At 55.8% G+C, this 15578-nt stretch carries 12 protein-coding genes; 2 read left to right on the forward strand and 10 right to left on the reverse strand.

Annotated features, from left to right (window positions below; genetic code table 11):
• Positions 1–537 precede the first annotated feature (537 nt).
• Entirely contained in the window at positions 538–1257 is a 720-nt protein-coding gene (locus tag B9Z51_RS04850; protein ID WP_108372252.1) for a Crp/Fnr family transcriptional regulator, read from the forward strand.
• Positions 1258–1371: 114 nt separating this feature from the next.
• Here B9Z51_RS04850 and B9Z51_RS04855 read toward each other — a convergent pair whose 3' ends face one another.
• The 6 genes from B9Z51_RS04855 to B9Z51_RS04880 form a co-directional block, all read right to left on the reverse strand.
• Positions 1372–2034: a LuxR C-terminal-related transcriptional regulator gene (locus tag B9Z51_RS04855; RefSeq protein ID WP_369958621.1), complete on the reverse strand. Its 663-nt coding sequence runs from the start codon at positions 2032–2034 to the stop codon at positions 1372–1374.
• Positions 2035–2193: 159 nt separating this feature from the next.
• A complete protein-coding gene (locus B9Z51_RS04860) occupies positions 2194–2487 on the reverse strand; it encodes a hypothetical protein (protein ID WP_108372256.1) in 294 nt (97 codons plus the stop codon).
• Positions 2488–2545: 58 nt separating this feature from the next.
• Positions 2546–3181, reverse strand: a complete 636-nt coding sequence (locus B9Z51_RS04865; RefSeq protein WP_233254822.1) for a response regulator transcription factor — start codon at positions 3179–3181, stop codon at positions 2546–2548.
• A gap of 462 nt (positions 3182–3643) precedes the next feature.
• On the reverse strand, positions 3644–4243 hold the full coding sequence (locus tag B9Z51_RS04870; protein ID WP_108372260.1) for a hypothetical protein: 600 nt from the start codon (positions 4241–4243) through the stop codon (positions 3644–3646).
• Positions 4240–6819, reverse strand: coding sequence for a chemotaxis protein CheB (locus B9Z51_RS04875; RefSeq protein WP_233254850.1), 2580 nt, complete (start codon positions 6817–6819; stop codon positions 4240–4242). Before B9Z51_RS04875 ends, B9Z51_RS04870 begins: the two co-directional genes overlap by 4 nt.
• The gene (locus B9Z51_RS04880; protein WP_233254823.1) at positions 6816–7514 is read right to left on the reverse strand and encodes a Crp/Fnr family transcriptional regulator; all 699 of its coding nucleotides are present in this window, start codon (positions 7512–7514) and stop codon (positions 6816–6818) included. Before B9Z51_RS04880 ends, B9Z51_RS04875 begins: the two co-directional genes overlap by 4 nt.
• A gap of 319 nt (positions 7515–7833) precedes the next feature.
• On the opposite strand from B9Z51_RS04880, the gene B9Z51_RS04885 reads away from it, so the two are divergent.
• Entirely contained in the window at positions 7834–8097 is a 264-nt protein-coding gene (locus tag B9Z51_RS04885) for a VF530 family DNA-binding protein (RefSeq protein ID WP_369958622.1), read from the forward strand.
• On the opposite strand, the gene mgtA is transcribed toward B9Z51_RS04885, so the two are convergent.
• From mgtA to B9Z51_RS04905, 4 genes are all read right to left on the reverse strand, one after another.
• A complete protein-coding gene (mgtA, locus tag B9Z51_RS04890; protein ID WP_199227450.1) occupies positions 8085–10700 on the reverse strand; it encodes a magnesium-translocating P-type ATPase in 2616 nt (871 codons plus the stop codon). The two genes, B9Z51_RS04885 and mgtA, sit on opposite strands and share 13 nt — an antisense overlap.
• A gap of 255 nt (positions 10701–10955) precedes the next feature.
• Positions 10956–11735 carry an enoyl-CoA hydratase/isomerase family protein gene (locus tag B9Z51_RS04895; RefSeq protein WP_108372266.1) on the reverse strand — a complete coding sequence of 260 codons (780 nt, stop codon included), beginning with the start codon at positions 11733–11735 and terminating at the stop codon, positions 10956–10958.
• Between the two features lie 109 nt (positions 11736–11844).
• A complete protein-coding gene (locus B9Z51_RS04900; RefSeq protein WP_199227451.1) occupies positions 11845–13893 on the reverse strand; it encodes an acetyl-CoA carboxylase biotin carboxylase subunit in 2049 nt (682 codons plus the stop codon).
• A gap of 36 nt (positions 13894–13929) precedes the next feature.
• Entirely contained in the window at positions 13930–15549 is a 1620-nt protein-coding gene (locus B9Z51_RS04905) for an acyl-CoA carboxylase subunit beta (RefSeq protein ID WP_108372750.1), read from the reverse strand.
• Positions 15550–15578: the final 29 nt, after the last annotated feature.

The following is a 15578-nucleotide window of genomic DNA, read 5'->3' on the forward strand; positions in this document are numbered from 1 at the left end:
TTTAATCTTTTTGCATTTTCTTTTCAATGACGGATACATGTGGATACGACTTAAAAACTTTAAACTTCATGAAAGTTAAATCCATCAAGAAAAATAAATACATTTAATTCATTGAAAACAAGTTAATCACAACAAACCATATTCGCATCGCATATTTCAACAAATACGTTGCCATGATTTGGCTGACTAATCGGGCTATATTCAATCCCCCCTGTACGTGGGTACATTTCGTCATTTTTTAACCCGCGCCCTCTGGCACACATGTTTGGCGTGTACCGGCTGAACATCCTCTTGGCCGCTTGTGAGCTGCGGCAACAAGGTCTGTTGAGCTGTACATGAGGTCTGGTGGAAATACTTGATTGCGAAGATTTCCCAAAAATGGCCTGCAGTTCCGATATGGCTCTTGTTTGATATGCATCAAAAAGTTACCATCACACAAAAAATACTACACTTAATGTGCGATACCAAACACTGCATTACCTCGATTTAACTAAAATTAAGGAACTTTTAAAAAAAGCTGAAACTTTGAATCCATCAATGACTGCTCGCCGCAACACCCTACTCGAACTGCTCCCGGAATCCGTTTATGCCAACTGGAAATTTGAATTCGAGTACGTCGATCTGCCAATGGGCAAGGTACTGTGCGAGCCCGGCAGCATTGTGAGTCACATTTATTTCCCGACGTCAGCCATCATTTCCTGGGTTCATGTGCTGGAAAACGGCGCATCCACAGAAATTGCCATGATTGGGCGAGAAGGGCTGGTGGGCTTTTATCTCTTGTCGGGCGCCGCGCATTCCCCAAATCGGGCCGTGGTCCAAATTGCAGGTCAAGCCATCCGCATCCGTCTGAGCAGCGTGTTAGCAAGCCTTCAAGAAGAAGGCATGTCTCTGCAGAAAATTTTCTTACGCTTCAATCAGGTACTGATCACCCAAATGGCACAAATGGCCGTTTGCAACAGACACCACACGCTTGATCAACAATTGTGCCGACTCCTCCTGCTCACACTGGATAGGCAAGATGGGAACACCATCAATCTGACGCATGAAATGATTGCCAACATGCTGGGCGTGCGCCGCGAAGGAGTCACCAACGCAGCTTCCCGTTTGATGAAAGAAGGTGGCATCAACTACAGCCGAGGTCGCATCACGGTGCTCGATACCTGTGAACTCCAAAAACGCTCATGCGAGTGCTATACCGTAGTCAAAAAAGCATATGACCGACTCAAGGAGGTGCCTAATAAGTTGATGAAATACTGATGACAAAACAGCCCCACTTCCTGTCAAGAGCTAAAAATTTTGTCATGACAACAACCAAGAGATATGCACGTCTCCGACAGTACTCAGCAGTCTGCTCAGATAGCGCCTACAACTTCAGACCGAGACCATCTGATTGCGGATGGCATAACGTGTCAAGTCGGCCACTTTGTGCAAGCCAACCTTGCGCATGATGTTTCGTCGATGCACTTCCACCGTGCTGGGAGCGATCTGCAAATTGCGGGCTATTTCCTTGGACGAATAGCCATCGGCAATCAAGCGCAACACTTGCTCTTCTCGCCAGCCCAACTGACCACGTACGCTGATGTCGCCAGAGCGGGTTTTGCGAACGCTGTCCATCATCTCTGAAGCGGCCGCCTGACACAGATAAATTCGGCCTGCTGCCGCTGCTCGTATCGCCGTCATCAACTCGTCAATGCTGCTGGTCGTGGACACATAGCCTTTGGCCCCCGCATCCAGAATTTCTATGATGGCATGCCGATCCGATGGGCTGCAAAAAGCCACTGTGTTTCTGGGCGGCTGGCGACTAGAAATCTGATGCATCAACTTCAAATCCTGGGTGTCGTTTGAATGCATGCCAAACAAAACGACATCCGGATCCACCTCATCACACAGCTCATGCGTGCGTGCCTCACTGTCTGCCATACCTACGAGATCCATGTCATGATGGGTTCGCAGAAAAGCGGCTATTCCTTCAGACACCGCCTTGTGTTTGGAAGAAAGCAAAACTCGAATGGACATAGAAACTCCTAGAAGCATGAGTCAAAAAAACCTGTGGATTGACTGCCATAGGCCCGTCATGCACCTGTCCGAAAAATAAGGGCCTACTTGTATGTCACCAGAAAAGTTTATACAGGTATATCCCAACTAGATGTGCGCAATAGCACATATGAATAGCATTTTTACAATTCATTTGTGTCACTGAAAAAATGGTCCTCCCCTTCCATCTCCGCGTGAACCAAGTGACACATCTACACCGTGCATTTTTTCGGAAATTTCCAAAGCTTCGTTCAAATGCTCATGCGCATTGAATGAATGATGCTTGGACAATCTGGCGTGATGCAATGCCGCCTTGAAAGCGCCAACCTCATGGTGATGCATGGCCTCCTTGTTACGTTGATAAGCATGCAGCAGCTCTTCCGAAGCCTTGCGGTAATGCTCTGTGATGTGCTCTATGTAGGTGTTTCCAAGCACCTTTTTTACGTCAGTCATGTCGACTCCTGAATGGGAAACAGGGTGCAGCGACAGCGCTGCAACCGCTTAGCAGGCATCACACCAATCCATGCTCCTGCATGTAACGTTGCAATGACATGCGCCCAGGACAATTGAGTTTTTGATAAATGTGATGCAGATGCAACTTGGCAGTACCTTCACTGATGAACAATTTGCTGGCAATTTTTTTATTAGGCCAACCCTCTGTCACCATGCGAGCCACCATCATTTCACGAGGCGTCAAAAGATGCGAAGCCTGCCCATTTTTCTTTTGTTGCTCCAGCAACAAGGACATTGTTTTCACAGTCAAATCGCGGTCCAGCCACTTGCCCCCCTCGTGAACGGACTTGATGCAACGCGTCAACACATGACTGGCCTTCTCCTTGGACACAAGTCCCGGAATGTCCATATCAATAGCGCGCATCACCTCACCCACTGGCGCCCCCGTGAACACAATGGGCCGTGCACGCAAATTCTGTCCTTTGATTTCCTCCAGCAGGGACAAACCGCTGCGTTGGGTCAACGACAGATCCATCACCAAAATATGAGGTTGATGGTGAAGCAAAGCATGCAAAGCGTCATCACCATTTTTGACGCATGACTTGACTGAAAAATCTGGCGACGCACCGAACACATGAGACAAGCCGTCCAGCATGACTGGATAGGGGTCGGCAAGAACAATATCTATACACACGGGATGCCGTCCTTATCAATGAAACTTCAAACAGCGTTCTCTACAAAAGAAAACGACCATTGACCATCCCACTCAGCTTAAAGTCAGAGCACAAAGCACACCATCATCGGAATTGGTGAATCCCACTACTTTCAAACCAGTAAATTTCCAGAATACGGGTAAGTCGATGCATCATCATGCACATCCAGTGTGACAACCCTCACACCATCCTCTTGCACGAATTCTCATGCGATAGAGCATGAGAGTGCTTGATATTCAACCCCTCGCACGCACGGCGATAACGCAACAAAGACTTTTGCGCTCGCCCCAAAAAAGTGTCGACACCGTACCCATGCACACCCCCATCGCCAAATGGCAAGACCGTCTATAAAGCCATACCTTCACCGACCCGATCCGTGGTGTAAACATGAAACTTTCCATCGGCAACGGAAGACACCACCTGTGTGTCCAACATCAAAAGAATCAGATCACGGGCCAACTCACCCAGGCAAGGACATAGCCTGTTGCGGCAGGGTTTTGACGCAAAGAGGCGCACACCTGGTGGGGTGTACCTTTTTGTGTTTTCAGATTCAGCAAAAATGACGGCGAGGGAGATCGCTGTTTCAATGCCAAGACACGCGACTGCAGTTGCCGGGCACTTTCTGCGGTCAAGCAGGCATCCATTCTTTGCCCCACCAAGCCATTGCGGCCTGCTGAATCCACACCCAAATCTTGTGCTGCGGTAACATTTAAATCGATCAGCCGTCCCTGGGCATCCACCACCAGATGTGCACTGGGTGAAGCATCATAAAGTTGACGTTGTGTTGCCAGCATGGACTCCAGGTCCTGACGCGACTGAGTCAGCTCTTCGGTCTGCAAATCCAGCTCCACCTGATACACCTGAAGCTCATGCAACAGCGCCAAGGCATCGGCTGCAGTATCCACGTTGGCCGCCAGATCGAATAAAACGCGCAAAGCTTGCGTGGCATCAATCCAGGTGCCTGTGGCATCGCCTTTCAACTGAGCTTGAGCGCGCGCACGCAATGCGGTGGACGTTAAAGTGAATTTTTTGGGCGAAGTCATGGCAGTGGTACCTGGTTAGGGTTGGTGGCTTGGGTTTGGCGCAATCTCAACTCAAGGTCTTTGGCTTGGGTGATGTCAACAAAAGTCAACACAGCGCCCTGAATCGTGTTTGTCACGGTGCGATAAGGCATGATCCGAATCGTGAACCACCGCCCATCGCTCGATGCAATTGACTTGTTGCATGGCGTCAGTGTCTTCAAGGTCTCCATCAGGTCAATCTTCAGATCGGAGTAGTCCAGTGTATTGGACACATCGCTAAACGGCCGCCCCACATCACCCTCTCGAAAATGGAAGATGCCTGTAGCCTTCTCGGTGTAGCGCCTGACATTCAAATCATTGTCTAAAAAAAGCATGGCAATGTCTGTGCTGTTGAGCAGGTTTTGCATGTCACTTTGGGCCAGCGCCAAATCATCCAAACGACTTTGTAATTCTCCGTTGAGGGTCTGCAGTTCCTCATTCATCGACTGACCTTCTTCTTTGGAGGTGGTCAACTCCTCGTTGGCTGATTGCAACTCTTCATTCATCGATTGCAAGGATTCATTGGATGCTTGCAAGGTTTCCTTGAAAGTTTTCATTTCATGGCGCAAGGTCAAAATTTCTTCACGCGCATTTTGCAGCTCTGACATCAAGGAATGATCTGGCGCTGGTATGGCCTGAAAGTCACCACCGGTCACCGGCATGTCCATCTCTTTGAAAATCACCATGACCATGCCAGACAAAGCCTGGGGCTCTTGCAACGCTTGCACGGTCAACAGCAAACTACAAGGCATTTCATCTTCCAGTTGTTGCACCTGGACAGACACGGGTTGTTGTGTTTTAAGTGACTGACGCAGGGCTACGGCCAAAGGGGCTCGCAAACATGGAATGGCCATCACATGAACATTCCAGTTGGCGTTGCCCGCAGCAGGCTCCAGATAATGGCCTATGCGTCCATTGATGTACAGGATATCGCCCGCCTCATTGACGAGCACCGCTGGAGGAGTGAAGTTTTGAAGCAACATTTTCTCTACCATCGACTGCAAGTTGGGGAGCGATGGTGCAAGAATTTCTGGAACATGCATGGGTATAGGTATTGAGCGTTGAACAGGAAAATCGACAGCACCAGGTAACAACGGCAAATCATTGCGTCGAAAAATCCGTGATTTGGAAACCAATGGTGTGAACAGTGCATGCGATCGCCCCACAGTCTCAGCACCACCCAAAATCAACACACCGCCCGAACGCAAACTGTAGTGAAAAAGGGGCAACAGGCGATGCTGCAATGCTGCATTGAAGTAAATCAGCACATTGCGGCAGGTCAACACATCCAATTGCGTAAACGGTGGATCAAGGATCACGTCATGCCGTGCAAAAAGCACCATGCCGCGAATGGCTGGACGGATAACAAACCCACCCAAGTGCGGGGTAAAAAACCTCTCCAGACGCTCATGCCCCATGCCCTGCACAGCCTTGGCGGAATACCAGGCTTTGCGAGCTACGGTTATGGCGTGTGGATTCAAGTCGGTGGCAAATATTTGCAGGCGCAAGTCCAGTAGATGTGGTTGACTATCTTGCAACTCCTGAAAAATCATGGCCAGGGTGTAGGCTTCTTCACCGCTTGAGCATCCCACAACCCACGCTCGCAACATACCTTTATGAACACGCGATTGAATCAGGTCCGGCAACACCTTATTTTTCAAATCATTCCAGACCTCGGAATCTCTGAAAAATGCGGTCACGCCAATCAGCATTTCAGCGAAGAGAAAGTCCAGCTCTTGCGCATTGCCACGCAACAATTTGATGTAATCGTCCATGACTGTCACGCCATGCGCCACCATTCGCCTCTTAATTCGGCGCAATATGGTGCTGGTCTTGTACATGGACATGTCGTTCTTGGTGTGCTCTCGAAGCAAATTCAAAATCGTGTTCAATGCTTGGCCCTGTACTGGTACAGAGGCTGCCGTGCCACTGCCCTGTTCATGCACCATTTGAATGATCCGGTCTGGCATGTCCTCCGGGATCGCCACCACACGTACACAACCCGCATCAATGGCACTTTGAGGCATGGATGGAAAACTAGCCGTTTCAGGCTGCTGGGCAAAGGTCAAGCCACCTTGGGCCTCAATAGCCCGCAGGCCTGCGACACCATCGTTTCCCATACCCGATAACAGCACCCCAATGGCCTGAATCCCTTGCTCCTGAGCCAGAGTCTGAAAAAAAACATCAATCGGATGATGCGACACCTGCGCAGTTGTTGACGCCCGAAAGTGCAGACAACCATGCGCCAATGTCAATTCCCCTCCAGAGGGCATGACATACACCGCATTGGCTTGCACCACCGTCACCTCTTGCACATCGTGCATAGGCAGTGCAGTCACGCGGGACAGCAAATGGGACAACGAGGTTTTGTGGTCAGGGCCCATGTGTTGCAGCACAACATAGGCCAGTCCAGAGTGCAGTGGCACATGCGCAAAAAATGCTTTTAGAGCTTGCAACCCTCCAGCAGAGGTACCCAAGCCCACCAAACGGGTCATCCCACTGGATGCATCAAGCTCACCCTGTTTCAGCGGAGCAGTCGTGTGCGAAGTCGACATCATGGCACCCAAGTGGCGGGTAAAAGACGTTCATATTCTTTCTTGATCGCTCCATAGCACTCACAGCTGCCATGCGCCAAGCCGCTGCGGTCCAGCACCACAATACGTCCGCGAGAATATTGGATCAATCTGGCGCGTTGCAATCGTACAGCCGCCTCGCTCACCCGTTCTCTGCGCACACCCAATACCTGAGCAATCAATCCCTGAGTCATGTTCAGTTCAGTCGACTGCACGCAGTCCAGGCTTAAAAGCAGCAAACGGCTCATGGCCTGGTCAACCGTATGGTACTGATTGCACACGGCCGTCTGGGCCATTTGAGAAATGAGGGCCTGCGTGTATCTCAACATCAATGACATCACAGCACTCGAATTTTCAAACTCGTACCGCATTGCCATAGCCCCCATGCGCAAAGCAGGCCCTGACGATAAAACGATTGCATCGCTGGTACTGGAGCCCCCGCCCAGGAAACTGACGATCCCGACCAGACCTTCACGTCCAATCAATGCCAATTCAGACATCAAGCCACTTTGGCTCATGCCATGCAATGCAACGATGGACCCCATCGGAAAGTACACATAATTCAAGGCCTGCCCCGATATATAAAGCGATTGACCTTGCCGTAAATAAACGTATTTCAACAGCGGCAACCATCGCGCCTTGTCCGCTGCTGGCAACAAAGCCAAAAGCTGATTTTCCAATTGGCCCTCAGAAAGTACCAATGAATAGTCCTTCTCGATAATGGCAAAAACCCGTCAAGAACCAGCGTGCATGCATCACGTTTAAATACCTTTTTGATCGTACGGACAAGCGCCAACATTTGAAAAAAAACGGTGGGGGGATCGCAAAAAGCTATGTCAATACGCTTGGTCAAGACACTCGAGACCCAGTCTCATTCTTGAAAATATCGTCATCGTGCGTCTGTGCGATAAACCACTGTCTTGCACAAAAATCACGCGCAAACCACCCCTTCAAGCACAAGTGAATCTGGACACACAAAAACAGAAGAAAATGCAAGCCATGCAACCGATCCCTGCCCCATCCGAACAACCGCGCAACCCACTGCACGGCCTGACCCTGGAAGCCCTCGTCACACAACTGGCTGACCATTACGGCTGGGCTGATCTGGGCAGCCGCATCCCGATTCGCTGCTTCACCCATGAGCCCAGTGTGGGCTCCAGCTTGAAATTCCTACGCAAGACGCCCTGGGCCCGAGAAAAGGTGGAAAGTCTTTATCTGTTCATGCTGCGCGAGCAAAAGCGCCATGCCGCTTATAACCCTTGACGCGAAGTGGGCACCGCAGACTCCCGCTTTACAGCCGCATGCCTGTAAAAACGCTTTTTGGTCACCTCAACCGCGAGCACATAAGCCAGCGTCAATCCGACCAGACCGAGCATCAATGAGGCAGGCAAAGGCACAAACCCAAACAAAGGACTGAAAGGCCAATAAGGCAAGGTCAGTGCCACACACAACACCACCGCACTGCTGACCCACAAGCCAGTGCCTGGACGGCTGCGGTAAAAGGGCCGGCGTGTTCTGACCACCATGGCAATCACCAACTGGGTCAGCAAGGACACAATGAACCAGCCCGTCCTGAATTCGTCGGGCACAGCCTGGAAAATCCACAGCAAAACCCCAAACGCCATGAAGTCAAATGCCGAACTGAGCAACCCAAACACCACCATGTAGTTGCGAATGAACACCGTGTCCCAATGACGCGGTTGGGCCACTGACTCCGGATCGACCCGGTCACCCGCAATGGTGGTGGCCGGAATGTCGGCCAGAAAACTGTTGAGCAAAATTTGCGAGGCCAACAGCGGCAAAAACGGCAAGAAGACCGAGGCCACCGCCATGCTGACCATGTTGCCAAAGTTGGCACTGATGGTGGTCAGGATGTATTTGAGCGTGTTGGCAAAGGTCATGCGCCCCTCGTCAATGCCTTCGCACAAAATATCCAGATCCTTGCGCAGCAGCACAAAGTCAGCGGCATCCTTGGCCACATCCACCGCTGTGTCCACCGAGATGCCCACATCGGCCGAGTGCAAGGCCAGCGCATCGTTGATGCCATCGCCCATGTAGCCCACCACATGACCTGTTTTTTGCAGGGCCAGGATAATGCGCTCTTTCTGGTTCGGGTCCACCTCGGCAAACACCGTCACCTCTTTGACGATGTGCATCAAGGCTTCGTCGCCCAAATCGAGCAGATCACGCCCGGTCACCACACGGTTCACCGGCAAACCCACGGCTGCGGCCACATGCCGGGCCACCTTGTGGTTGTCGCCCGTGATGATCTTGAGCTTGACGCCCCGCTGTGCCAAGTCCAGCAAGGTCTTCTGCACATCGGGCTTGGGCGGGTCCATGAACAGTAGGAATCCTTCAAAATTCAAAGCACTTTCATCGTCACGGGTGTAGGGCACGCTGCGCGGGTCGATCGCCCTGGAAGCCACGCCCAAGACCCGATATCCCTGCTCGCTCCAGGCATCAAATTGCGCATCGATGCGTTGCGCCCAGGCCGCATCCAGCGGCTGCCCATCGCCCACACTGACACAACGCGCCAGCACCTTGTCGAGCGCGCCCTTGGTGATCAAGGTGCAGCCCTTGGGGTCATCGACCACCACCGACAAACACTTGCGCACAAAGTCGTACGGAATTTCATCGCGCTTGTGCACAAGACGCACGTCAACTTGCGCTTTTTGCAAAGCCGACGTCACGGCCTCATCGAGCGGATTGGCCAGTCCAGACTGAAACTGCGCGTTGATCCCCGCCAATTCCAGCACCCTGGCTGACGCTTGTCCCTGCGCATCGAAAGCGCCATCCAGCGCCACCACACCCGCCGTCAGGGTGCCGGTCTTGTCGGTGCACAGGACATCCATCGCCCCCAGGTTCTCGATTGAATTGAGGCGACGCACAATCACCCCCAGCTTGGCCATGCGCTTGGCGCCATGTGACAAGGTGATACTGACGATGGCGGGCAACAACTCCGGTGTGAGCCCCACGGCCAGCGCCAAGGCAAACAGCAAAGAATCAATCGGCGGCTTGGCCATGAAAATATTGATCGCCAAAACAATCACCACCATCACCAGCATGATGCGGGTGAGTAAATACCCAAACCGGTGAATGCCCCGCTCAAATTCGGTCAAGGCCGGGCGCAGCGCCAGCTTGCCTGCGATCTGCCCGAACACGGTAGATGGACCCGTTTGCACCACCAGCATGCGCGCTGTGCCACTGCTCACACTGGTGCCCATGAACACCCCATTGCTGCGCTCACTCAGACTGGCCTGCGCATGGACCACACCGGGCCGTTTTTCCACCGGGAACGTCTCCCCGGTGAGCACCGCCTGATTGATGAAAAAGTCTTTGGCCTCCAACACCACCCCGTCGGCCGGAATCAAGCTGCCTGCCGACAACAAGACCACATCACCCGGCACCACCGCGTCAGAGGCCTGGTTCTGTGCCCGGCCATCGCGCAGCACCTGAGAATGGATCTTGACTTGGATGCGCAGCTTTTCAATCGCATTGCCCGCGATGAACTCCTGCCCAAAGCCCAGCAAGGTGCTGCCCAGCACAATGGTCAGCACCACCCCGGCGTCGATCCACTCGGCCGCAAACATCGAGATGACCGAAGCCACGATCAGGATCAAGACCAGTGGACTTTTGAATTGACTGAGCAGCAAACCCCAGGTCGAAGAAGTCGTCGACGCCGCCAGGACATTGGGCCCCAGACGCTTGAGCCTCAATTCGGCCTGGCTTTGTGCCAAGCCATTGGGCGATGAGTGCAGCGCTTGCAGCAGCTTTTCAGCAGGACTGCTCCAATAAGCGCCGTCTGCGACTGTCTGAACGGAGGTCGAGTCTGCGGGACGGCGGCGAAATCGGGCCAAAAAAGGCATCTGAGGACTTTCCGGGCAGGGCGAATGTGCAGGCCGCAGAATGACAGCCATTCAATGGAATCGTCAAACCCCTGCGTCACCTTGTTTGACCCAAGTCAACAACATGCCGCTTGACATATAAGCGCCAATCGCTCGTGCCTTGGCACAAGGTATCGGTGATCGGGGACATGTCGGACTCTGCGAGTGCCGACCTACAGGGCGTCTTTCAGGTCGGCGGCTTCGGCCCCGACACGGGTCTGTGCCGGAGCCAACTGTTCAGCGCCCCGTCCAGAGGGGCTTGCGCTTTTCGTTGAAGGCAGCCAGGCCTTCGCGTGCATCTTCGGTCATGGCCAGCAGGGCGATCTGGCTTTCGGTGTAGGCAATGGCCTGGTCAAAAGACATGGCCTCGATGGCGCGCATGGCGTATTTGCCGCGCCGGATGGCGGTGGGTGATTTGTTCACGATGCGCTCAATCAACCATTGGGTTTTGGCATCCAGCTCGGCGCTGGGCACCACATGGTTGACCAGCCCCGCTTGCTGGGCCTCATGGGCAGAAAATGGCTCACCGGTGATGGCCCATTCGCGCACGGTGCGCGGCGGCACCAAGTCTTTCAGCAAGCTCATGACCTGCATCGGGAACACGCCCACCTTGACCTCTGGCAAGCCAAACAGCGCATGGTCGGCGGCAATGGCGAAATCAGTCATGCAGGCCAGGCCCATGCCACCGGCCATGCAGGTGCCGTTGATGCGGGCAATCAGGGGCAAGGTGGCGTTTTGCGCGGCGCGCAGCAAATCGGCATAGGCCGAATTGGGCTTGGAATGGTCAAAATTAAAGCCCTTGCCGGGTTGCAAGTCGCCACCGGCACAAAAGGCTTTGTCTCCGGCCCCGGTCAGAACCACGGCGCGCACCTCGGGGTCGGCATGCGCCAGGCGCAGGCCTTCGCGCAGGCCCTGAACCACCTCGTCATTGATGGCATTGCGCTTGTCCGGGCGGTTGATGGTGATCCAGAAGGTGGGGCCCTTCACTTCGTGCAAGACAGCGGCTAATTCATTCATGGTGTGTGTCCTTGTTGGGCTGTGAATGGGCATGTGCAGGTGCAACCGGTGGAGGGTGGGCGCTGCATCGCGGCGAGGGCGCCGCTCCTACAGGAGAGGGTCAGCGACATCATCTTCGGGCCAAATCCATCGTTGGCGCTTGTTCAGTATGAACGGCGACGGCATCCGCCTCAATTTCGACCACCACACGGCCCGCTTGAACCTGCTCGCCCGTGGCGATGTGCAAGGCCACCACCGTGCCAGACACAGGCGCGGCGTGCACATGCTCCATCTTCATGGCTTCGAGGGTGACCAGGGGCTGCTTAGCCTGCACGCGCTCGCCCACGGTCACCAGCACGGCGACCACGCGGCCATTCATGCTGGCGCGCACTTTGCCATCGCCACCGGCTTGCCCCTGTCGCGCACTGGGCTGGCGCGTGCGGTCGATCACCTGATACGGGCGTCCCGCATGCAACAGCCACAGGCTGTGCCCGTCGCGCTCAAAGGCCACATGCTGCATGACACGGTCCAAAATGAAACGGACTTCATGCTGCCTCAGCGACACCACGTCGATGGTGTGCAAAGCCTCGCCCACTCGCACGTCAAAGCGCTGCGGACCTGTTTGTGCCACGCTGACCTGAATGTCCTGACCGTCGATGGCCAGACGCATGCCCATGGGCAAGGCGTGGGTCAGGCGTTGGCCACTCTCGCCATGCACACTCACGCCCTGCGCGTCCTGGTCATGCAGGCTGCGCCCTGCAGTCTGGTGCAGCAAGCAAGCGGCCACGGCCACGGCTTTGTCTTGCGCGGCCATATCCACATCGAGCAGGGCGGCCTCATTCTGGGCGATGAAGGCCGTGCTGGCCTGGCCTGCTGCAAACACGGGGTGGGCTAGGCACCGGCCCAAAAACGCCTGATTGGTCGTCACGCCCAGCGCCACCAGATCGTGCAGGGCATTCATGAGCTTGCGGCGGGCTTCTTCCCGTGTCTGGCCGTGGGCAATCAGCTTGGCTACCATCGAGTCGTAATAAGGCGGAATCACCGCGCCTGAATGCAGCGCATGCTCCACGCGCACACCGGCTGGCAACTGCCAGCGGCTCAGGGTGCCGCTTTGCGGCATGAAGCCCCGGGGCACGTCTTCGGCGCACAGCCGCACCTCGATGGCATGCCCCTCAAACGCCACCTCAGCCTGCGTCAGCGGCAAGGCCTCGCCCGCCGCCACACGCAACTGCCAAGCCACCAGGTCCAGCCCCGTGATGGCTTCGGTCACCGGGTGCTCCACCTGCAGCCGGGTGTTCATCTCCATGAAGTAGTAGTGCCCGTCCTGATCGAGCAAGAACTCCAGCGTGCCCGCGCCCTCGTAGGCAATGGCTTTGACCGCCGCCACCGCGGTGGCCCCCATGCGCTCGCGCAATGCCGCATCGACAGCAGGCGACGGCGCCTCTTCCACCAGCTTTTGGTGGCGCCGCTGCACCGAGCAATCGCGCTCGCCCAGGTGGATGGCGTTGCCGTGCCGGTCCGCAAAGACCTGGATTTCAATGTGGCGCGGCTGCTCAATGGCCCGCTCCAGGATCACGGTGGCATCGCCAAAGGCGTTGAGCGCTTCGGACTGGGCACTGCGCAATTGCTCGGCAAAGTCTTGCGCCTGCGTGACCAGGCGCATGCCGCGCCCACCGCCGCCTGCGGTGGCCTTGATCATCAACGGGTAGCCCAGTTGCGTGGCCTGTTCGGCCAGGTGCTGCGCACTTTGGTCGGCCCCTTGGTAGCCAGGAATGCAAGGCACGCCTGCATCGATCATGAGCCGCTTGGCGCCCGCCTTGTCGCCCATGGCCCGGATGGCTTCGGGCGAGGGGCCGATGAAGACCAGCCCGGCCTCACGGCAAGCAGCAGCAAAGTCCTCGTTTTCGGCCAAAAAACCATAGCCGGGATGGATGGCATCGGCCCCGCACAGCCGGGCCGCTTCGAGGATGGCCGCAATGTTCAGGTAGGACTGCGCGGGCAAGGGCTCGCCAATGCACACCGCCTCGTCGGCCGCCTGCACATGGCTGGCTTGGGCGTCGGCGGTGGAGTACACCGCCACCGTGCGGTAGCCCAGCGCTCGCGCCGAGCGCATCACCCGCAGCGCAATCTCGCCCCGATTGGCAATGAGAACTTTGTGAAATGGTGTGACTTTTGACATGTGATGAATTCGTGAATGGTGGTCAGCATCAGCCCGTCAGGGACGGGCCACCGAGAACTGCATTTTTTGCGGCTCACGGGCCTCTGCCTCACGGCAAACGGCCAGTACTTTAGACAGCACGGCGCGGGTGTCGCGGGGGTCGATCACGCCATCGTCCAGCAGCAGGGCGCTGGTGGTGAACACGCTCATCTGGCTGTCAAAGCGCTCGACGATGCGTCGGCTCATGTCGTCAAGCTTGGCCTCGTCCACCTCGCCTTTGCGGCGCATGCCCGCTTCGGTCACGATGCGCATGGTGCCTGCGGCCTGCTCGCCGCCCATGACGGCGGTCTTGGCGTTGGGCCAGCTGAAGCAAAAGCGCGGATGAAAACCCCGGCCACACATGCCGTAATTACCCGCCCCGAATGAGGCACCGCAATACAGGGTGATTTGCGGCACGGTGGCATTGGTCACGGCCTGGATCATCTTGGAGCCGTGCTTGATGATGCCCGCCTCTTCATAAGCGCGCCCCACCATGAAGCCGGTGGTGTTGTTCAGGTAGATGATGGGCGTGCGCGACTGGCAGCAGGCTTGGATGAAGTGGGTGGCCTTGGTGGCACCGGCCGGGTCGATCGGGCCGTTGTTGGTGATCACGCCCACCGGCCAGCCTTCGATCTTGAAATGCCCGCACACCGTGGCGCTGCCGTAGTTTTCGCCAAACTCCAGAAACTCCGAGTCATCGGCAATGCGGGCGATCACCTGGCGCATGTCCACAGGCCGTTTGTGGTCTGCGGGCATGATGCCCAACAACTCTTGGGCGTCGTAGCGCGGCGGCTTGAAGCTGCGCGGGGCCTGAGTCGGCATGCCCCGATTCCACTCGATTTGCCCCATGATCTCGCGGGCAATGCGCAGGCCATCGCGGTCGTCTTCGGCCAGGTAGTCGCCCAGGCCCGAGATGCCGGTGTGCATGACAGCGCCACCCAACTCCTCTTCAGTGGCGACCTCGCCCGTGGCCGCCTTGAGCAGCGGCGGCCCGGCCAAAAAGGCCCGCGAGCGGCCACGCACCAGGATGATGTAGTCCGACAAGCCCGTCTGGTACGCCCCACCGGCGGTGGACGAGCCGTGGGTCACCGTGACCACGGGCAGCCCGGCCGCAGAGATGCGCGCCAGGTTGCGAAAGGAATTGCCGCCGCGCACAAAATCTTCGACCCGATACGTCATCAAATTAGCCCCGGCGCTTTCAACCAGTTGCACATAAGGCAGCTTGTTGTCCAGGGCGATTTCCTGCACCCGCAGCAATTTGTCCAGGCCCATGGGCTGCAGGGCACCGGCATCAATGCCAGAGTCGGACGCCAGCACCATGCAGCGGATGCCGCTGACAAAGCCAATGCCCGCAATCACCCCGCCCCCGGGCACGCTGCGTGCCAAATCGGGCGTGTCCAGGCCCAGACCGGCCAGGGTCGACAACTCCAGAAAAGGTGCCCCCGGGTCCAGCAGCAGGGCCAGCCGTTCACGCGGCAAAAGCTGCTGGCGCTTTTCAAAACGCTCACGCGAGGCGGCCGATTTGGTGTGTGTGCGCTGCTCATAAGCGCGCACCTGCGCCAGCAGCGCCAGCATCTGCTCGCGGTTGGCCACAAAGGCAGGGCTGCTGACGGAGACGGTGGACTCAATGTGTGCCATGTCGAAAACTTTCACCAATCGGGAAGATC

The sequence above is a fragment of the Limnohabitans sp. T6-5 genome (assembly GCF_003063315.1).
In the GTDB taxonomy this organism is placed as follows: domain Bacteria; phylum Pseudomonadota; class Gammaproteobacteria; order Burkholderiales; family Burkholderiaceae_C; genus Limnohabitans_A.